This window comes from Streptomyces marincola (assembly GCF_020410765.1).
Taxonomy (GTDB): domain Bacteria; phylum Actinomycetota; class Actinomycetes; order Streptomycetales; family Streptomycetaceae; genus Streptomyces; species Streptomyces marincola.
Genome location: NZ_CP084541.1, coordinates 5,743,944 through 5,762,174, shown reverse-complemented (window position 1 = coordinate 5,762,174; position 18,231 = coordinate 5,743,944). Strand labels below are relative to the sequence as shown.

General features: G+C 76.1%; 18 protein-coding genes. 6 read left to right on the top strand and 12 right to left on the bottom strand.

Annotation, left to right across the window (positions count from 1 at the left end; all coding sequences use genetic code 11):
* Nucleotides 1–79 precede the first annotated feature (79 nt).
* Genes LC193_RS25440 through LC193_RS25415 form a run of 6 tightly spaced genes read right to left on the bottom strand, consistent with a single transcriptional unit; the run spans nucleotide 80 to nucleotide 4,224 of the window.
* Entirely contained in the window at nucleotides 80–1,456 is a 1,377-nt protein-coding gene (locus tag LC193_RS25440; protein ID WP_226077711.1) for an 8-oxoguanine deaminase, read from the bottom strand.
* Between the two features lie 16 nt (nucleotides 1,457–1,472).
* Nucleotides 1,473–2,363: a factor-independent urate hydroxylase gene (pucL, locus tag LC193_RS25435; protein ID WP_226077710.1), complete on the bottom strand. Its 891-nt coding sequence runs from the start codon at nucleotides 2,361–2,363 to the stop codon at nucleotides 1,473–1,475.
* A 5-nt stretch (nucleotides 2,364–2,368) separates the two neighbouring features.
* A complete protein-coding gene (gene uraD, locus LC193_RS25430) occupies nucleotides 2,369–3,211 on the bottom strand; it encodes a 2-oxo-4-hydroxy-4-carboxy-5-ureidoimidazoline decarboxylase (RefSeq protein WP_226077709.1) in 843 nt (280 codons plus the stop codon).
* Nucleotides 3,212–3,243: 32 nt separating this feature from the next.
* Nucleotides 3,244–3,621 (bottom strand): helix-turn-helix domain-containing protein, encoded by a 378-nt coding sequence (locus tag LC193_RS25425; protein ID WP_226077708.1) that lies wholly within the window; start codon nucleotides 3,619–3,621, stop codon nucleotides 3,244–3,246.
* Nucleotides 3,618–3,893 (bottom strand): thiamine-binding protein, encoded by a 276-nt coding sequence (locus LC193_RS25420; RefSeq protein WP_226077707.1) that lies wholly within the window; start codon nucleotides 3,891–3,893, stop codon nucleotides 3,618–3,620. Before LC193_RS25420 ends, LC193_RS25425 begins: the two co-directional genes overlap by 4 nt.
* Before the next feature lie 43 nt (nucleotides 3,894–3,936).
* Complete coding sequence (locus LC193_RS25415) at nucleotides 3,937–4,224, bottom strand: DUF5955 family protein (protein ID WP_255307951.1); 288 nt, start codon at nucleotides 4,222–4,224, stop codon at nucleotides 3,937–3,939.
* A 472-nt stretch (nucleotides 4,225–4,696) separates the two neighbouring features.
* Here LC193_RS25415 and LC193_RS25410 point away from each other — a divergent pair, with 472 nt between their 5' ends.
* Nucleotides 4,697–5,251, top strand: coding sequence for a hypothetical protein (locus LC193_RS25410; RefSeq protein WP_318842185.1), 555 nt, complete (start codon nucleotides 4,697–4,699; stop codon nucleotides 5,249–5,251).
* Between the two features lie 56 nt (nucleotides 5,252–5,307).
* On the opposite strand, the gene LC193_RS25405 is transcribed toward LC193_RS25410, so the two are convergent.
* Genes LC193_RS25405 through LC193_RS25390 form a run of 4 tightly spaced genes read right to left on the bottom strand, consistent with a single transcriptional unit; the run spans nucleotide 5,308 to nucleotide 10,322 of the window.
* On the bottom strand, nucleotides 5,308–6,426 hold the full coding sequence (locus LC193_RS25405; protein ID WP_226077705.1) for an XdhC family protein: 1,119 nt from the start codon (nucleotides 6,424–6,426) through the stop codon (nucleotides 5,308–5,310).
* 13 nt (nucleotides 6,427–6,439) lie between these two features.
* A complete protein-coding gene (pucD, locus tag LC193_RS25400; protein ID WP_226077704.1) occupies nucleotides 6,440–8,887 on the bottom strand; it encodes a xanthine dehydrogenase subunit D in 2,448 nt (815 codons plus the stop codon).
* Nucleotides 8,884–9,423, bottom strand: coding sequence for a (2Fe-2S)-binding protein (locus LC193_RS25395; RefSeq protein ID WP_226077703.1), 540 nt, complete (start codon nucleotides 9,421–9,423; stop codon nucleotides 8,884–8,886). The genes pucD and LC193_RS25395 overlap by 4 nt, the downstream gene beginning before the upstream one ends.
* Nucleotides 9,414–10,322, bottom strand: coding sequence for an FAD binding domain-containing protein (locus tag LC193_RS25390; protein ID WP_226077702.1), 909 nt, complete (start codon nucleotides 10,320–10,322; stop codon nucleotides 9,414–9,416). Before LC193_RS25390 ends, LC193_RS25395 begins: the two co-directional genes overlap by 10 nt.
* Nucleotides 10,323–10,530: 208 nt before the next feature.
* Here LC193_RS25390 and LC193_RS25385 point away from each other — a divergent pair, with 208 nt between their 5' ends.
* Nucleotides 10,531–12,150 (top strand): PucR family transcriptional regulator, encoded by a 1,620-nt coding sequence (locus LC193_RS25385; protein ID WP_226077701.1) that lies wholly within the window; start codon nucleotides 10,531–10,533, stop codon nucleotides 12,148–12,150.
* On the opposite strand, the gene LC193_RS25380 is transcribed toward LC193_RS25385, so the two are convergent.
* Nucleotides 12,137–13,192, bottom strand: coding sequence for a YhgE/Pip domain-containing protein (locus LC193_RS25380; RefSeq protein WP_226077700.1), 1,056 nt, complete (start codon nucleotides 13,190–13,192; stop codon nucleotides 12,137–12,139). The genes LC193_RS25385 and LC193_RS25380 overlap by 14 nt on opposite strands.
* Nucleotides 13,193–13,471: 279 nt before the next feature.
* Between LC193_RS25380 and LC193_RS25375 the strand changes: the two genes are divergently transcribed.
* Nucleotides 13,472–14,182 (top strand): hypothetical protein, encoded by a 711-nt coding sequence (locus tag LC193_RS25375; protein WP_226077699.1) that lies wholly within the window; start codon nucleotides 13,472–13,474, stop codon nucleotides 14,180–14,182.
* A 66-nt stretch (nucleotides 14,183–14,248) separates the two neighbouring features.
* Here the strand turns inward: LC193_RS25375 and LC193_RS25370 are convergent, their stop codons facing one another.
* Nucleotides 14,249–14,980: a GntR family transcriptional regulator gene (locus LC193_RS25370; RefSeq protein ID WP_226077698.1), complete on the bottom strand. Its 732-nt coding sequence runs from the start codon at nucleotides 14,978–14,980 to the stop codon at nucleotides 14,249–14,251.
* Between the two features lie 215 nt (nucleotides 14,981–15,195).
* Between LC193_RS25370 and LC193_RS25365 the strand changes: the two genes are divergently transcribed.
* From LC193_RS25365 to LC193_RS25355, 3 genes are all read left to right on the top strand, one after another.
* Nucleotides 15,196–15,789, top strand: a complete 594-nt coding sequence (locus tag LC193_RS25365) for an ArsR/SmtB family transcription factor (RefSeq protein WP_226077697.1) — start codon at nucleotides 15,196–15,198, stop codon at nucleotides 15,787–15,789.
* 45 nt (nucleotides 15,790–15,834) lie between these two features.
* Nucleotides 15,835–17,133 (top strand): MFS transporter, encoded by a 1,299-nt coding sequence (locus LC193_RS25360; RefSeq protein WP_226077696.1) that lies wholly within the window; start codon nucleotides 15,835–15,837, stop codon nucleotides 17,131–17,133.
* A 140-nt stretch (nucleotides 17,134–17,273) separates the two neighbouring features.
* Nucleotides 17,274–18,101, top strand: a complete 828-nt coding sequence (locus tag LC193_RS25355) for a (2Fe-2S)-binding protein (protein ID WP_226077695.1) — start codon at nucleotides 17,274–17,276, stop codon at nucleotides 18,099–18,101.
* Nucleotides 18,102–18,231: the final 130 nt, after the last annotated feature.

Sequence of the window (18,231 nt, the reverse complement as noted above, 5' to 3'; positions counted from 1 at the left end):
CTCCATTGCGGCACATTGCGAGCGCGTGAAATTCCCGGCGCGCGCCCGCGCGCGGTCCTCAGGGCCGGGGCGCGCCCGTTCAGCCGGCGGCGGCGTCGGCCAGTCTGCGGGCCTGGGTACGCGCGGCGCGGGCCACGGTGTCCTCGTCGACGGTCAGCAGGCGGTCGTCCTCGACCACGGGGACGCCGTTCACCAGCGAGAGGGTGACGGGGGCCGGGGGGCCGAGGACGAGGGCGGCGACCGGGTCGGCGATGGTCGAGTGGCCGAGGCCGTCGATCCGCCACAGCACCAGGTCGGCGAGCCTGCCGGGCGCCAGGGAGCCGATCTCGCCGTCGCGGCCGAGGACTTCGGCGCCGCCGCGGGTGCCCAGGCGCAGGGCCTGGCGGGCGGTGAGGGCGCGTTCGCGGTGCGGGCCGAGGCGGGCCACGAGCAGGGCGTTGCGCAGTTCCGTGCGCAGTTCGCCCGCCTCGTTGGACGCGGTGCCGTCGACGCCGAGCCCGACCGGGACGCCCGCCGCGAGCAGGTCGGGGACGCGGGCGATGCCCGCGGCCAGCCTGGCGTTGGAGGAGGGGCAGTGGGCGACGCCGGTGCGGGTGCGGGCGAACGCCGCCACGTCCTCGTCGTCCATGTGGACGCAGTGGGCCATCCACACGTCCTCGCCCAGCCAGCCGACGGACTCGAAGTACGCGGTCGGCCCCATGCCGAACCGCCGGCGGCAGAAGTCCGCCTCCTCCACGGTCTCCGAGCCGTGGGTGTGCAGCCGGACGCCGAGGCGCCTGGCGAGCGCGGCCGACTCCCGCATGAGTTCCGTGGTGACGGAGAACGGCGAGCAGGGGGCGACGGCGACGCGCAGCATCGAGCCGGGCGCCGGGTCGTGGTGCTCGCGCACCGCCTGCTCCGTGGCGCGCAGCGCCTCCTCGGTCGACTCCACGGCGAAGTCGGGGGGCAGTCCGCCGTCGGACTCGCCGAGGTCCATGGAGCCGCGGGTCGCGGTGAACCGCAGGCCCGTCTCGCGGGCCGCCCTGATCTCGGCGCCGAACAGGTCGCCGGCCCCGCGCGGGAACACGTAGTGGTGGTCGGCCGCGGTGGTGACGCCGCCGCGGGCCATCATGGCCAGCGAGGCCTGGGCCGCGGCGTGGACCATCGGCTCGTCGATCCTGGCCCACACGGGGTAGAGGGCGGTCAGCCAGTCGAACAGGTTGGCGTCCTGGGCGAGTCCCCTGGTCAGCCACTGGTAGAAGTGGTGGTGGGTGTTGACCAGCCCTGGCGTGGCCAGGTGCCCCGTGCCGTCGACGCGGCGGGTGACACCGGGCAGGTCCGCGGGCGCGGGGCCGGGGCCCACCGCCTCGATGTGCTGGTCCGCGATGACCACATGACCGGTGGCATACTCCGTTTCGTCCGCATCAACGGTCGCAATGGCGCAGTTTTCGATCACGATTCGCTGCGGGGCTGTCACGAAGTGACCTCCAATTTTACGGGGCGGTCAGGTCGACGGGAATGAGGGACGGCGCGCCATCGCGCAGCACGGTCGCCTCGATCAGTCCGTACGGGCGGTCGGCGGCGATGTAGACGGCCCCGTCGGGACCCGCGTTGCTCATGCCGAATGGTTCGAGATCAACGAGGAAATGGTGCTTATTCGGCAAGGACAACCGGATCTCGTCGATTTGTGGCACATTCTCGATCACCGCGGTACCCATGGCGAAAAGCGTCTGCTGGAGCGACCGCGAGTACGTGCCCGCGAAGGCGCCGAGCAGCCGGTCGCGCACGTTTCCGTGGGCCGCGTCCCAGTCCTCCGGCGCGGCGGCGTACCGCCACACCGCGGTGACGTCCGTGGCCAGGAGCCGGTCGTCGGCCTCGGGCAGCGTGGTGAACCGGTCCCTGACGAAGCCGCGGAACTCCGAGTCCGTGGTGTTCATGACGGTCAGCCCGGTCAGCCCGCCGAGCGTCCGCACGCCCGTGTCGTCGCACGTGACCTGCGCCGTCCGCGTCCCGCCGCCGGCGCGCACGAAGGAGTGCGCCCCCTCCCCCGGCGTCGGCACCCGGTCCCAGGCGTACTCCGCGATCCGCACCCGGGCGCGGTGGATGGCCGGCTGGGTGCCCACGAAGTGCCGCGCGAGGAGTTCGCCGAACGCCTCGGGCGAGGCGATGCCGTGCTCACGCGCGAACGCGTACACCGTGTTCTTCATCGTGTCGGTCGGCAGCACGGCCGCGTTGGACCCCGCGAGGTGCACCTCGGCGAGGTCGCCCGAGAGCGCCACCGACACGTTCAGGTCGCGCACATGGTGCACCTGGCCCTCGCGCGTGACGCGGACGACGCGGGTCTCCGCCTTGCCGTACTGGTTCTGGCCGAGTGTGGGCGGCACGGCGATCAGCTCCCTCGGTAGACGGAATAGCCGAACGGGCTCAGCAGCAGCGGCACGTGGAAGTGCTCGCCCGGGACCACCGCGAACGCGGTGCTGACCTCGGGGAAGAAGGCCGGTTCCGCGTCGTCCCCGGCCGCGCGGGCGCCGGTGCCGAACGTGAGGCGCGCGAACGACGCGCCGCCCGGCAGCGGCGGCAGCCCCGCGCAGCGGCCGTCGGCGTCGGTGCGCCCCACGGCGTGCTCGGTCCAGCCGTCCCCGTGCCCGGCGGCCACCGCCAGGGCCACCGCCACCCCGGCCGCGGGCCGCCCGGCGGCCGTGTCGAGCACATGCGTGGAAACGGTCGCGGTGGACTCGGCCAGCCGGGTCAGCCGCACCCGGTTGATCTTGCCGAGCTCGGCCCGCGCCACCTCGCGTTCGCGCTCGGGGGTGTTGCCGAGTCTGGCCCGCAGCGCGTCCCGCATCCGCTCCGCGGGCAGCCCGGTGGCGCAGATCAGGAAGACGTGGCCGAAGCGTTCCCGGTAGACGCGGTTCAGCTCGCGCATCTCCGCCTTGAGCGCGTCGGGCGCCCCGGCCATGCCCTTCTGCTCGCGCGCGGAGACGGCGTCCGCCGCCTCCGGGCGGCCGATCGGCGGATGGCCGCCCAGGGCCTCGGCGAGCCCCGCGTCCGTCAGGCCGGCCGCGGCCCGGTCGCTCGCGGCCAGCAGCGCCTCCGCGTCGGGATACGGCCGTGCGGCGATGAGGGCGGCGGCCCACTCGGGGGCGGCGCACGCGCGGCGCAGGGCCGCCCGCACGGCGCGCTCGTCGGCGCCGTTGATCCAGTCGAGGCCGGGCGTGGGGCTCAGCGTCATGTCCGACAGCTAAGCCGCAGCCCGCCACGACGTCAACAGTTTGTTGAACGGTTGAGGTAGTTGTAGACCGTGAAGCGGCTGACCCCCAGGGCCGCCGCCACCGTCTCCACGCCGTGCCGCATCGCGAACGCGCCCCGGGCCTCAAGGCGGCGCACGATCTGCTGCTTCGTCGCCCGGTCCAGGTCGGCCAGGGGGCGGCCGTGCGTTCTGGCCAGCTCGGCGAGCACGTGTTCGAGGGACGCGGAGAGCAACGGCAGCCGCACCGCGACCGCGGGTGCGCCCGCCCACGCCAGCAGGACGTCGTCGTCGCGCTCCTGGCCCGGCTCGATCATCTCCCCGCCGATGGCCGCGACGAGCGGCGCGAGGGCGGCTATGAACGCCTCGCGAGATCCGGCCCCGCCCTCGCTCACGCGCCTCCTCCTCCCGAGTCGTCACCGCCGGCCCCGGGAAGCGCGTTCACCTGGAGGGATATCCGGGTGGCGCCCGAGGCGAGGGCGCGGCGCAGCAGTCCGCCCACGACCTCGACCACCTCGTCGGCGCCGCCCTCCACGGTGGTGCCGAAGGGCCCGACGTCCACCGAGTCGAGCGGCGCGGACAGCACCAGCTCCCGCGCCGCCTCCGCGTGCGCGGGCGGCCGGTCGAGGTCGAACGGCTCGGTGGTGAACTCAAGTCTCAGTCGCACGGGCTCAACCTAACCTCCGCACGGTCCGCCCTCCGCCCGCCCGTCAGCGCCCCGTCAGGCGGCTCCTCGCGGTCGTATGGTGCGGAACGCCGAACAGCTCGACGGCCTGGCGCAACTGGTGCACCCCGGCCGCGAGCGCGCTGACCGAGCCGGCCGCGGCGGCGATCAGCAGCATCGACTGGCCGAGCGCCGCGGTGTCCGGCACTCCGGCGGCCAGCAGTCCGTCCAGCACCGCCAGCTCGCGCTCGGCGATCTCACGGTCCGCGAGTGTCGCGGGGTAGGCCCGCAGGTCCCTGCGGAGCCGCTCCGCCGCGGAGCGCAAGGTGAGCATGCGGGGGTCCATCCCGCTGAGCGGAACGCTGCGCGTCCCGCGGGCGGTTTCAGCTTCTCCTGCCGCCACGTGGCCCTCCCCTGCCGTCTGCATCGACATCGGCCATGTCCGCCGGTGCACGCCCCATGCGTGCGGGGGCGGCCAATCGGACCGAACAAGGAAAGTAAATATCACTGTCCGCGCAGTACGCCACACAGAGGGCGAGATCAGCTGTCACTTTCCGAAGAACGAATCCGGTGAAGGCGGCAGAACAATGGAATCCGGCCGCCCGGCGCGCGTTCGGGCGCGCGACAGGGGAGACTGGGGGGAATCTCGTCGATAAGTTCCTTGTCTGGAGCGCCAGATGACGAAAAGTGTGCCGGTGCGCTGTCCTTCCTGCCGACGGGAGCACCGCTATCTTCCGCCCCGGTATCCGTGCGCCTGCGGGGCCGCGGTCACCCTCTCGGTGCCCCGTGAGAGTTCACCCGTATCGGTGCGTCACCGAACGTGGGCCGCGTCGTGGACGGAGCTGACGTGCCACGCGTGCGGACGGGTCGGGCACTGGCCGCAGGCCGAGTTCGACTGCTCGTGCGGGGTGACCGTCCGGCTGGCCGCCGGCTCGGCGGAGACGGACCCGGCACGGGTGGCGGCCGGGGAACGCGGTCCGTTCCGGCCGCTGACGATCAGGACCGCGCACGACGCGGTGGCCTGCGCGGCGCAGTTCCTGCGCTGGCTCGGCTTCACCGACGTGCGCACGGCGGCGCCGCGCCCGCGCGCGGGCGTCGACCTGCGCGGGCCCGCCGTCGTCGGCCTGGTCAACGCGGCCACGGAGCCGACCGGGGCCGAGGACGTGGAGACCCTGTGGCTGCACTCGCTGGTCGAGCCCACCACGGCGGTCGCGTTCTCGCTGGCCGGGTTCGACCGGGGCGCCCGGGCCAAGGCGGACGCGTTGCGGCTGCCGCTGTTCGTGCTCGACCTCACGGGCACGCCGCAGCCGGTGAACGACGCGGCGGACGCGTTGGTGCGCCGGGGCACGCGGGAGGCGTGAACTGCGCGCCGCGCGCCGGTAGTCGGGCGCGCGGCCGGGCTCCCACGCGCCCCGGCTCACGAGCCGGTCGCGGGGTGAATGGGCAGGGACCCGCCGGTCAGCGGCACGCCCGAGCCGCCGCGGCGCACGGCGACGATCTCGGCGGCGATGGCCAGCGCCGTCTCCTCCGGAGTGCGCGCGCCCAGGTCGAGGCCGATCGGCGAGCGCAGCCTGCCCAGTTCGGCCTCGGTGAGCCCGGCTTCGCGCAGCCGCCGCATCCGGTCGGCGTGGGTGCGGCGCGACCCCATGGCCCCGACGTAGGCCACCGGGAGCCGCAGCGCGCGGGTGAGCAGCGGCACGTCGAACTTGGCGTCGTGGGTGAGGACGCACACCGCGGCGCGGGCGTCCAGGCGCTGGGTGTCCAGGTAGCGGTGGGGCCAGTCGACGACCACCTCGTCCGCCTCGGGGAACCGCTCGCGCGTCGCGAAGACCGCCCGCGCGTCGCAGACCGTGACCCGGTGGCCGAGGAACGCGCCCGCGCGGGCCAGCGCGGCGGCGAAGTCGACCGCGCCGAACACCAGCAGCCGCGGCGGCGGCACGCTGCACTCGACGAGCAGCGTGACCGGCGGGCCGCCCTCGGTCGCGAGGTCGACGGTGCCGGTGCGCCCGGCCCGCAGCAGGGCCGCGGCCCGCGCGGCGGCGGCGCGGTCGAGCGCGGCGCCCTCGGGGGCGCCGAGCGTGCCGGTGCCGCTGCCGTCCGGCGCCACCAGCAGGGCGCCGCGCGGCGGCCCTTCCCGGCCCGCCACCACGCGGACCAGGGCGGCGGCCCTGCCCCCGGCCGCCGCCGCGCAGGCGGCGGCGAGCACGGGGCGTTCCGGCGCGGCGGCCGGGACCGGGGTGACGAGCACGTCGACGCTGCCGCCGCAGGTCAGCCCGACCGCGAACGCGTCGTCGTCGCTGTAGCCGAAACGCTGGGTGCGCGGGGTGCCGGTGGCCAGGGCCTCGCGGCACAGCTCGTAGACGGCCCCCTCCACGCAGCCGCCCGAGACGCTGCCCACGGCCCTGCCCTCGGCGTCCACCGCGAGGGCCGCGCCCGGCGGGCGCGGCGCGCTCCCCCGCACGCCGGTCACGGTGGCCACGGCGAAGGCGCGCCCGTCGCGGCACCAGGCGCCCAGTTCCGTCGCGATGTCGAGCACGGCAGGCCCCCCGTCAGCCGGCGAGTCCCGCGGTCCGCTCCCCCGGCGCGGCCGGTTCCGCGCCCGGCTCCCGGCCGGGGAGGTCCCGTTCCGCGTCCGCGACGGTCAGGTGCTCCGGCCTGACCGGGACCCGGCGCAGGGCGCGTCCGGTGGCCTGCCTGATGGCGGCGACGACGGCCGGGGTCGCCGAGAGCGTGGGGGCCTCGCCCACACCGCGCAGGCCGTAGGGGGCGTGCGGATCGGCGAGTTCGAGGACGTCGACCGGCATGCGCGGGGTGTCCAGCACGGTGGGGATCAGGTAGTCGGTGAACGACGGGTTGCGGACGCGGCCGTCCTCGCCGACCACGATCTCCTCAAGCACCGCGAGGCCGAGCCCCTGCACCGAGCCGCCGTGGATCTGGCCTTCGACGGCCTGGGGGTTGACGGCCTTTCCGACGTCCTGGGCCGCCGCCAGTTCCACGACCTTCACCAGGCCGAGCGCGGTGTCCACCTCGACGACCGCGCGGTGCGCGCAGAAGGAGTACTGCACGTGGCCGAAGCCCTGTCCCGTGGCCCGGTCGAACGGCTGGGTCGGCCGGTGCCTGAACTCCAACTCCCTTTCGACGACTTCCCCGCCCAGCACGTCGGTGAGCGCGGCCAGCGCCTCGCCGTCGCGGCCGACGACCTCGCCGTCCGCGAGCGCGTGGGCCCGGTCGTCGAGCACGCCGTTCGCCCGGCCGAGGCGCAGCACTTCGGCGCGGACCGCCTCGCACGCGTTCTTGACGGCCCCTCCGGTCATGTAGGTCTGCCGGGAGGCCGATGTGGAGCCGGCCGAGCCGACGCGCGTGTCGGCGGGCAGCAGCACGACGCGGTCCACGCCGAGTTCCGTTCGGGCGATCTGGGCGTGCACGGTGACCCCGCCCTGGCCCACCTCGGCCATGGCCGTGTGCACGGTGGCCACCGGCTCGCCGCCGCTGACCTCAAGGCGGACCCTGGCCGTCGAGTAGTCGTCGAACCCCTCGGAGAAGCCGACGTTCTTGATGCCCACGGCGTAGCCCACGCCCCGGACCACGTCCTCGCCGTGCGTGGTGTTGGACAGGCCGCCCGGCAGTTCGCGCACGTCGGGCCCCGCGGCCGTCTCCCACACGCGGCGCGGCGGCAGCGGCCGTCGCTTCACCAGGCGCAGGAGTTCGGCCACGGGCGCGGGGGCGTCGACGACCTGGCCTGTCGGCATGACCGAGCCCTGGCTCATGGCGTTGCGGCGCCGCAGCTCCACCGGGTCCATGCCGAGCGCGGCGGCGAGTTTGTCCATCTGCGCCTCGTAGGCGAAGCACGCCTGGACCGCGCCGAAGCCGCGCATGGCGCCGCAGGGCGGGTTGTTGGTGTAGAGGGCGAGGGCCTCGATGTCGACGTTCTCCACCTCGTAGGGGCCCGCGCCCAGGGAGGCCGCGTTGCCGACGACGGCCGGGGATGAGGAGGCGTAGGCGCCGCCGTCGAGGACGATGCGGGCCTTGACGTGCGTCAGCCTGCCGTCCCTGGTCGCGCCGTGCTCGTAGGTCAGCCGGGCGGGGTGCCGGTGGACGTGGCCGAAGAACGACTCGTACCGGTTGTAGACCATCTTGACGGGGCGTCCGGTGCGCAGCGCGAGCAGGCAGGCGTGGGCCTGCATCGACAGGTCCTCGCGGGCTCCGAACGCGCCGCCGACCCCGGCCAGGGTGAGCCGCACGCGCTCCGGCGGCAGCCCGAGGACCGGCGCGAGCTGCCGGTGGTCGACGTGCAGCCACTGGGTGGCGATGTGCAGGTCGACACCGCCGTCCTCGGCGGGCACGGCGAGGCCCGACTCGGGCCCGAGGAACGCCTGGTCCTGCATGCCGACCTCGTAGGTGCCGGTGACGACGACGTCGGCCGCGGCGGCGGCGCGGGCCGCGTCGCCCCTGACGACGGGCTGGCGGTGCACGACGTTGGGGTGCGGCACGTGGGGGGCGTGGTGGTCGGTGCGGTCCGGATGCAGAACGGGCGCGCCCGGCGCGGTGGCCCCGGCCTCGTCGAGGACGGCCGGCCGTTCCTCGTAGGCGACGCGGATGCGCCCGGCGGCGCGGCGCGCGGTCTCGGGGTGGTCGGCGGCCACGAGGGCGACGGGCTCCCCCTCGTACCTGACGACGTCGCGGGCCAGCACCGGCTGGTCGGTGAACTCCAGCCCGTAGTGGGTGGCGGCGGGCAGGTCCTCGTGGGTGAGGACGGCGTGCACGCCCGGCACCGCGAGGGCCGCCGACACGTCGATACCGGTGATCGCGGCGTGCGGGTGGGGGCTGCGCAGCGTGTGCCCCCACAGCATGTCCTCGTGCCACAGGTCGGACGAGTAGGCGAACTCGCCGGTGACCTTCAGCACCGCGTCGGGCCGCCGCGCGCTGGCGCCGACGCCGTCGCGCGCGGCGGTGTCCCGGCCGGGCGCGGGCGGGGCCGGAGTGAGTCCTGTGCTCATCGGCCCGCCTCCCGGTCCGTTCCGCCGGCCGGGTCCGCCTCGGGGCCCGCGGCGCCTGCCGGGGCCGCCGCCGCGATCCGCTCCGCGGCCAGGCGGACCGCGTCGAGGATCTTCTCGTAGCCGGTGCAGCGGCACAGGTTGCCCGACAGCGCCTCCCTGATGTCGGCGTCCGCCGGGCGCGGGAGGCGGGTGAGCAGGTCGTCGGTGGCCATCAGGAGCCCCGGGGTGCAGAAGCCGCACTGCACGGCTCCCGCGTCCACGAACGCCTGCTGCACCGGCGCCAGGCGGGCGCCGTCGGCCGCGAGCCCCTCGACGGTCCGCACCTCGCCGCCCTCCGCCGAGGCGGCGGCGACCAGGCAGGCGCACACCAGGTCGCCGTCGAGGCGGACGGTGCAGGAGCCGCACTCGCCCTGCTCGCAGGCGTTCTTGGCGCCGGGCAGGCCGAGGCGTTCGCGCAGGACGTACAGCAGGCTCTCGCCCGGCCACACGTCGTCGGCCGTGCGGGGGCGGCCGTTGACGGTCAGGTTCACGCGCACGGGGCGCCTCCTTCTCGTCCGTTCCCGCGGGCGCCGCGGGCGGTGTGGGCGGTCCAGGTCCAGTCGAGCGTGCGGCGGGCCAGCACCGCGACGGCGTGCCTGCGGTACGCGGCGGTGCCGCGCACGTCGTCGAGCGGCGCGCAGGCCGCGGCGGCCAGTTCGCCGAAGCGGCGGGCGGCCGAGGGCGGCACCGGGCGCCCGTTGTCCCAGTGGCCGCCCTCGGCGAGCACACCGGTGAGGAACTCCTCGGCGGCGCGGGCCCGCACCGGCGTGGGCGCGGCGGAGCCGATCCCGGTGCGCACGCCGCGGGTGTGCGGGTGCAGGGCGAGGGCGAACGCGCACACGGCGATGACCATCGCGTTGCGCGGCCCGACCTTGGCGAACTCCTGCGGCCCCCGGGCGGCGTCCACGTGCACCGCGCGGATCAGCTCGTCGGCGGCGAGCGCGTTGCGCTTGGGGCCGGTGTAGAACTCCTCGACGGGGATCAGCCGGGTCCCGCGCACCGAGGCGACCTCGACGCGGGCCCCCGCGGCGAGCAGCGCCGGGTGGGCGTCGCCGGCCGGCGACGCCGTGCCGAGGTTGCCTCCGACGCTGCCCCGGTTGCGGATCTGCGGCGAGCCGACGGTGTGGGCGGCGCGCGCCAGGCCGGGCAGGTGGGCGCGCAGCGGGCCGACGAAGTCGCGGAACGGAACGCTCGCGCCCAGCCGCACGCCGTCCGCGCTCGTCTCCCACGCGTACAGCTCACGGATGCGGCCGAGGTCGAGGACGCGGTCGGGGCGGCGCCGGCCGAAGTTCAGGTCGACCATGAGGTCGGTGCCCCCGGCCAGGGGCACGGCGTCGGGGTGCGCCGCCTTCGCGGCCAGCGCGTCCGCCCAGCCCGCCGGGCGTAGGAAGTCCATCAGGGTTGCACTCCTGGAGTAGACGGGAGCGGAGGCCGTGCGCGGGTCTCCCTCCAGTACAGCGCCGGGCGGGGCCGCGCCGGGAGTCACCGAAGCACCGAAAGTACGAATGCCCGGCCCGGCCGCTCTTGTAGATTCATACGAGGAACGGGGTCCGGCAACCCGCGGGACCCGGAACGGTCACGCGCGCGACACCGGTGGGAGGAGCATGCGACTGCGGGAGCTGCGGGACACGGAGGCGCTGGGCCTTCGGCTGCTCAGCGGGGACGCGTCGGGGCTCGACCGCCGGGTGCGGGGCGTGATGACGACCGACCTGCGCGACCCCAGCCGGTACCTGCGCGGCGGCGAGCTGGTCCTGACGGGCCTCGCCTGGTGGCGTGGCCCCCGGGACTCCGAGCCGTTCGTGCGGGTCCTGGCCGCGGCCGGGGTGGCAGGACTGGCCGCGGGCGAGGCCGAGTTCGGCCGCGTTCCCGACGACCTGGCGGCGGCCTGCGCGCTGCACGGGCTGCCGCTGTTCGCGGTGGCCGAGGAGGTCGGCTTCGCCGAGATCACCGAGCACGTGGTGCGGCGGGTCTCGGGCGAACGGGCCGGTGACCTGGCCGCCGTCGTGGACCGGCACCGGCGGCTGATGTCCGCGGGCCCGGGCGACGGCGGGCCGCGGGCCGTTCTCGACCTGCTGGACAGCGACCTGGACCTGCGGGCCTGGGTGCTGTCCGCCACCGGGCGGCCGGTGGCCGCCGGGCGCCTCGGGCCGCTGCCGCAACAGCTCGGCGGGCGGCTCGCGGCGCGGGGGCTCGCCGCCGGGGCGGCCGGCCGCCCCGGGCCCTGGCGCGTGGTGCTCGACGGCGTGCCCCACACGCTGTTCCCCCTGGGCGGCGAGGGCGGCGACGCGCGCACCCTGCTCACCGAGTGGCTGCTCGTGGTGCGCGCCGACGCGCGGGACTGGCCGCCGCAGCGGCTCGACCTGCTCCGGGGCGTCGCCCGCCTGATCGCCGCCGAGCGCGACCGCGGGGACGCCGCGCGCTCGGTGCCGCGCCGGCTGGCGGGGGAAGTGCTCGCGCTGCTCGGCTCGGGGGCACCGCCCGCGGAGATCGGCGCGCGGCTGCGGGTGCTGGCGCCGCTGCTCGCGCCGGGTGCCGCCGGGCCGGGGTGGCAGGTGGTCACGGCGCGCGTGGAGTGGCGGGACGCGGAGCACGACACCGGCCCCGAGGCCCGCGCCGTGCTTGAGGACCTGCTCGCTCCGTTCGCGCGCCCCGCCGTCGCGCACGGGAACGGCGAGGCCGTGGCCCTGGTCCCGCTGGGCGCGGACGACGCGGAACCCGCGGGGGCCGAGGCCCTGCTCGGACCCGCCCGCGAGGCGCTGGAGAGCGTGCTGCGGCCCGGCCGCGGGCGGCTGACGCTCGGCGTGAGCGCCGCCGCGCCCTCGGCGGAGGGACTGCGCGGCGCCGTCGAGGCCGCGCGGCACGCCCGCAGGGTCGCCGCGGCGCGGCCGGGACCGGTGTCGGGCGCGGACCACGACGAGACGGCCTCCCACGTGCTGCTGCTGCCGTTCGTGCCGGACGAGGTGCGGGCCGCCCTGTCCACCGGGCTGCTCCAGCCGCTGCGCGACTACGACCGGCGGCACCGGGCGGGTCTGCTGGCCACGCTTGAGGCGTTCCTCGCGGCCGACGGCTCGTGGGCGCGCTGCGCGGCCGGGCTGCACATCCACGTCAACACGCTGCGGTACCGCGTCGGGCGCATCGAGCGGCTGACGGGCCGTGACCTGACCCGCCTTGAGGACAAGGTGGACTTCTTCCTCGCGCTGCGGATGGACCTCACACGAAGCTGAGTTCGTCCAGCGGGGAGCGGGCCGGCGCGCGCAGCCGGGCGAAGAACAGGGTGAGCGCGGCGCCCGCCGCCGCCCAGGCCGCCAGGACCAGCAGCGGCCCGAGCACCTCCTGACCGCCGAAGTAGGCGATGGACCTGGCGGTCCACGTCCCGGCGCCCGGTATGAGCGCGGGCCCGATCGCCTGCCAGAACGGCGGCAGCAACGGGTACGGGTAGGCGCCGCCCGCCGCCGGGTTGCCCAGGACGACCACCACCAGAAGGGCGATCCCGACGCCGACGATGCCGAACAGCGCCTGAAGCGCCAGCGTGAACGCGCCCGTCGCGAAGACCACGAGCGCCCCGAGCGCCGCGAGTGCGACCGTGCGCCCTGGCAACGCGTCGAGCACCGGTCCCGCGATCAACGCGCCGCCGAGGCCCGCGGCCACCGCGTAGCCGGCGAGTACGGCCAGCCGGCGCGCCGCGCGCCTGACCGTGGCCGGGCGCGCGCCGGCGCTCAGCGCGAGCGCGGCCGCGCACAGGTAGCCGCCCACGCACCAGCCGATGACCAGGTAGAACGAGGAGAGCCCGCGGCTGTCGCCGTCCGCGACGGGTGCCACGTCCCGCACCTCGACCTCGCGCCCCGCGGCGCGCTCGGCCGCCGTGACCTCCTCCGCGACCGCCTGGGACAGGGCCGTTCCGCCGCCCGAGGCCACGTACAGCGTGCCGGGCGTGCCCGCGTCGCCCGCCACGAGCGCGGCGTCGAGGTCGCGCCGTTCGACGCGGGCCCGCGCGTCGTCCGCGTCCTCCGCGCCGTGCCCGGCGTCCAGCGGCCGGCCCGGCAGGCCGTTCAGCTGCCGCACGATGCCCTCGCGCGCCTCGTCCGGGGCGACGACGGCCACGGGCACCCGGTCGGGCTCCGGGTCGTGCAGCGCCCCGAGGTAGGAGGAGATGAAGGCCAGGTGCAGCAGCAGCACGCCGAGGACCAGCAGCGCGGCGCGCGGGGTCACCGCGCCGCGCGCCTCGCCGCGGCTGTCGCCGTTGCCGTATCCGGATATCCGGTCCATACCTGGATCGTCGGCACCGGGCCGCGGGCCCGCACCCGCGCACGGGCCGTTCGGCTGACGCGCGGGGACTTGTGAATTGGTTCACGCAGCCCTCTTGGCAGCCCGTGCCCGCCGTGCTGAGATGCATGCATCTCGTAACGATCAACGGCTCGACGACGCGCTGGGGAGGGCGATGTGACGGGAACCGCCGTACCACATCCGGTTCGGACCGCCGACGGGCAGACGCCCGGGAACGGGGGCCCGGGGGAAGGTACGGGTGCCCGGGAGGCGGGCACCGCGGTGTGGCGGCTTCGGTCGCGCGGCTGCTGGGACGACGCGGCGGCGCTCCTGGACGCGGCGGCGCGCGGCGAACCGGGGGCCGCGCTGCTGCGTGCCGAACTGCTCATCGAGCAGTGCATGTTCACCTCGGAGGGGTGGAGCCGCGCCGAGGAGGCCCTGCGCGCGGCCGAGTCGCTGGCGCTGGACGACGAGCAGCGCGGGGCCGCCGCCTGCGAGCGCGGCTACCTCGCCTACACGGCCACGGTGCTCCGGGTGCGGGACCGGGCGGACGAGGCGCGGGCCGCGCTCGGCAGGGCCGCGGCGCTGATCGCCCCCGACTCCCCCGGCCGGCCGCTGCTGGACTTCAGGCGCGGCCTGATGGCCCAGCACGTCGGCGGCAACCCGCAGGCGGCCGAGGCCGCCTACCGGCGGGCGCACAACGCGGCGCTCGCCCGCGGCGACGCGCTGCTCGCCTCCTCGACGTGGCGGCACCTGGCGGCCCTGGCGCTCGACGGCGGCGAGGTGGCCGAGGCCAGGCAGGGCTTCGCCGAGTCGCTGCGGCTGCGCGAGGAGGCCGGGTTCCTCGTGGGGGTGGCCCCGGCCCTGGTGGCGCTCGCGGACGCCGTGCCCGAGGCGGAGGCCGCCGGACTCATGGCCGAGGCGCGCCGCCTGTACCGACTGGTCGGCGGCGTGCCCCGCTGGCTCTCCGAGCGCCTGGCCGAGGACGCCTGACACCACGGCACCCGGGTGCCCCGGCGCCCGCGGGGCGGGCCGGCCGCCCGTGCGGCGCGCGGGCGCTCACCTGCCGTAGGGCGGCCTGGTCAGGTGCTCGCGTGCCAGCCGTTCCGCGCCGCCGAGGTCGCCGCTGCGCAACGCGTCCAGCAGGGCCGTGTGCTCCAGGGCGTCGGCGAGGAGTTCCGCGGTGCCCGGCGGCGTGCCGTCGGGCACCGGGCACTGCGTCTTGCGGTGCAGGTCCTCCGCGACGGACACCAGGTGCCGGTTCCCCGTGAGCCGCAGCACCTCGCGGTGGAAGACGCGGTCGGCCTCCGCGTACGCGGCGCGGTCCCCGACCGTCGCGGCCCGCACGGTGGCCTCCGCCAGCGGGCGCAGGGCCTCCCAGCGCTCCGGCGGCAGGCTGCGGGCCAGACGCAGCACCGCGGGCACTTCGAGGGCGGCCCGCACCTCCGCGAGCTCGGCCATGTCCTCGGGGCTGCGGCCCGCGATGCGGAAGCCGCGGTTGGGCAGGACCTCCACGACGCCCTCGCCGGCGAGCCGCTGCATCGCCTCGCGCACCGGCGTGGCGGACACGCCGTAGCGTTCGGCGAGCGCGGGCGCCGAGTAGGTCTCGCCCGGGGCGAGTTCGCCCGCGGCCAGCGCGTCGCGGAGCGCGGCGAGCACCTGGGCGCGCAGCGAGTGCCTTTCGGGCAGCGAACGCGGCCTGACGGGCAGTGGGGGACGCGCGGGCCCGGCAGCGGTGCGAACGGCGGCCTCGTCACCCGGTATGGGCGACTCCGTTCCGGTGGGCTCCATTCGTCCGCTCCGCCCCCTCCTGACCCCGAATCAACACGGTTCCTGCACCTTAGGCCGAGCCGGCGGCACAGCAAACCCCCGGGACCTCCCCGGTTCCGCCGCACCGCGCACCGCCGCGCGCTTCCCCCGATGTGACGGTACGTCATCCGCCGCCCCGCGCCCGCATCTGTGAAATTTATATTGCGCAGTTTCAGTTTCACATCTACGGTACGGCCATGCCCCCCGAGCACGAGTACGCGCGCGTCACCGATCTGTCCCGGCTGAAGGCGTTCACCAACCCGCTGCGCATGCAGCTGTACCGGCTGCTGTACGCGGCGGGTTCCGCGACGGCGTCCCACCTCGCGGACAAGGTCGACCAGGCGCCGTCCCTGGTCAGCTACCACCTGCGGAAACTGGCCGAGCACGGCTTCGTGGCCGAGGCGAGCGGCCGGAGCGCCGACGGCAGGGAACGCTGGTGGCAGGTGGCCACGGAGGAGGGCTGGGGCTTCCGGGACTCGGACTTCTCCGGCACCCCCGAGGGCGCCGCCGTCGTCGGCGCGGTGACCCGGGGCATCCTCGACGGCCGCGTCGCCCAGTACCGCGCCTACCTCGACCAGGCGCACGCCTGGGGCAAGGAGTGGACCGACGCCTCGTTCAGCTCCGAATGGATGCTCGACCTCACCCCGACCGAACTCGCCGAGCTGAGCGATGAGCTCCGCGAGCTGTCCCGGCGCTGGCGCGAGCGCGGCAGGGCCGCGAGGGCGGCCGGCGACACCGAGCAGCGCGAGAACGTGGCCGTGCACCTGTACGGCTTCCCGTTCCGCCCCTGACCCGGCTTCGGCCCCCGGACCCACCACCGACCGCTGGAGCCACCCATGCCCACGGAGAGAACAGCCTTACCTCTCCCCGCCCAACGGCCGGCCCACCGCGACGGGAACGTGCTGCGCTGGCTGGCCGCGTACACCGTCTCGCACATCGGCAACAGCGTGTGGTTCGTCGCCCTCGGCTGGTCGGCCCAGCGGGTCGCGAGCCCCGCCGAGGTCGGCCTCGTCATGGCCGCCGGGGCGCTGCCGCGCGCGCTGCTGATGCTGCCGGGCGGCGTGCTGGCCGACCGGTACGACCCGCGCCGCCTGCTCCTGGGCAGCGACGCGCTGCGCTGCGCCCTCGTCCTCGCCGCGGCGGCGGCCGTCACCTGGACGACCCCGGCCCTGTGGCTGCTGGTCGCGGTGGCCCTCGTGTTCGGCGCGCTCGACGCGTTCTTCGTGCCCGCGGTCGGCGCCGTGCCGGCCCGCATCACCGGCCCCGACCAGCTCGCCCGCGTCGCGGGACTGCGCGCGCTGTCGATGCGCCTGAGCCAGATCGCGGGCCCGCCGGCCGGCGGCCTGGCCATGGGGCTCGGCGGCGCGGGCGCCGCGTTCGCGACGGCGGGCGCGCTCTTCGCGCTCTCCCTGCCGCTCCTCGCGAGCCTGCGCGTCCGCCCCCTCCCGGCGCCCGAGGGCCAGCGGCCGGCGCGCCGCACCGTGCGCGGCGACCTGCTCGACGGCCTGCGCTACACCCGCCGCCACCCCCTCATCGGCCCGCTCGTCGCCGCGGGAGCCGTCGCGGAACTCGGACTCACCAACACCTTCAACGTCGGCATGGTGCTCCTCAACGCCGAGCGCGGATGGGGCCCTTCCGGCTACGGCTGGATCATCGGCTGCTTCGGCGCGGGGGCGGCGAGCGGTGCCGCGCTGCTCGCCGTCGCCGGCCGGCTGCCCCGCGCCGGCCTGACGCTGCCCTGGACGCTGCTCGCGATGTGCGCGGGCGCGGCCACGGTCGCGCTGGTGCCCGACCTGTGGACCGCCGCGGCCGTGGCAGCCGTCTCCGGGCTGTGCGCGGGCGTCTTCGGCGGCCTCAGCAACGCGCTGATCCAGACCGCGGCGGACCCGGCGCACCTCGGCCGGGTCACCTCCGTCCTCATGCTCATGATGGTGGGCCTCGGCCCGCTCGGCTATCCGGTGGCGGGCGCCGCCATCGGCGCGTGGGGCGCCGCCCCGGTGTTCGTCGGCTGCGGCCTGTTCTCCGGGATCGGCGTGCTCGTCCTGCTGGCCTCGGCCGAGGTGCGGCGCGCCGAACTGCCGCGCGCGACCGCCCGTCCGGCCGCGCCGCCCGTCGCCCGCGTGCCCGCGGACTGAGCCCCCGCGCGCACAGGGCGGGCGCGCCGCCGGGGCGGCCACCCCGTCCGCACCCCGCGCGGCGCGGCCGGACGGCACCCCGCACCACGATCGGGTAAGGTAAGCCTTACCTGCACGTGATCTTGAAATCCGGTGGCTCCATGACCCTGTCCGCCCTCGCCGGCACCAGCCCGCTCGCCCCCGCGTTCGCCCGCGTCGGCGAGGTGCTGCCCACGCTGCGGATCACCGAGGAGGCGCCCCGCGAGGGGGACGGCTGGGTGTCGGGCGGGCAGCTGGCGGCCGGCGGCGCGGCCCTCGACGCGTTCCTCGACCGGGAGGACCGGCGCATCCGCGCGGACTACGGGCGGAACGCGAGGCCCGACGTGGTCGCGAGCTTCGCCCTGCACCGCTACGCCTGGCCCGCCGCCGCGCTGTTCACCCTGCCCTGGTTCCTGCTGCGCCGCGTTCCGTGGCTGCCCCCGGGCGAGGTGTCCTTCCAGCGCGACGAGGGCCGGCTGACGGCGCGGCCGACCGCGTTCAGCTGCCTGCCCGACGACCCGGCGGCGGGCCTGGCGCAGGCGCGGGTGGTACCGGACGAGGAGGCCCTGCGGGCCGCCGTGCGGCAGGCCGCGGCCGAGCACCTCGGCCCCGTGCTCTCCGCGTTCGGCCCGCGCATGCGGCGCGGGCCCCGGGCGCTGTGGGGCGCGGCGGCCGACGAACTGGTCGAGTCGCTGTGGTATTTGGGGACTCTGCTCGGCGAGGAGGAACGGGCCGTGGCCGAGGCGGGTGCGCTGCTGCCCGGCTCCGCCCCGCCGTTCGCGCGCGGCGCCGCCTTCCGCGATCTCGCGGGACCGGCCGGCGAGCCGCTGCTGACGAGGGACCGGGCCAGCTGCTGCATGTTCTACACGCTGCGCCCGCGCGACACATGCGTCACCTGCCCGCGCACGTGCGACACCGAACGAGTGACGCGACTGACCGCAGGCCGATAACAGATTCGACGACCGGCCGCCAAGTCTCACCGGATTACCACTCGTTGGTGTAGTTCGGTCCGAATTCGACGCCCCTGACGCTCCGGTAGCATCAGGATGCTCCGCAGAGGGCCGCCACCACACCACCACA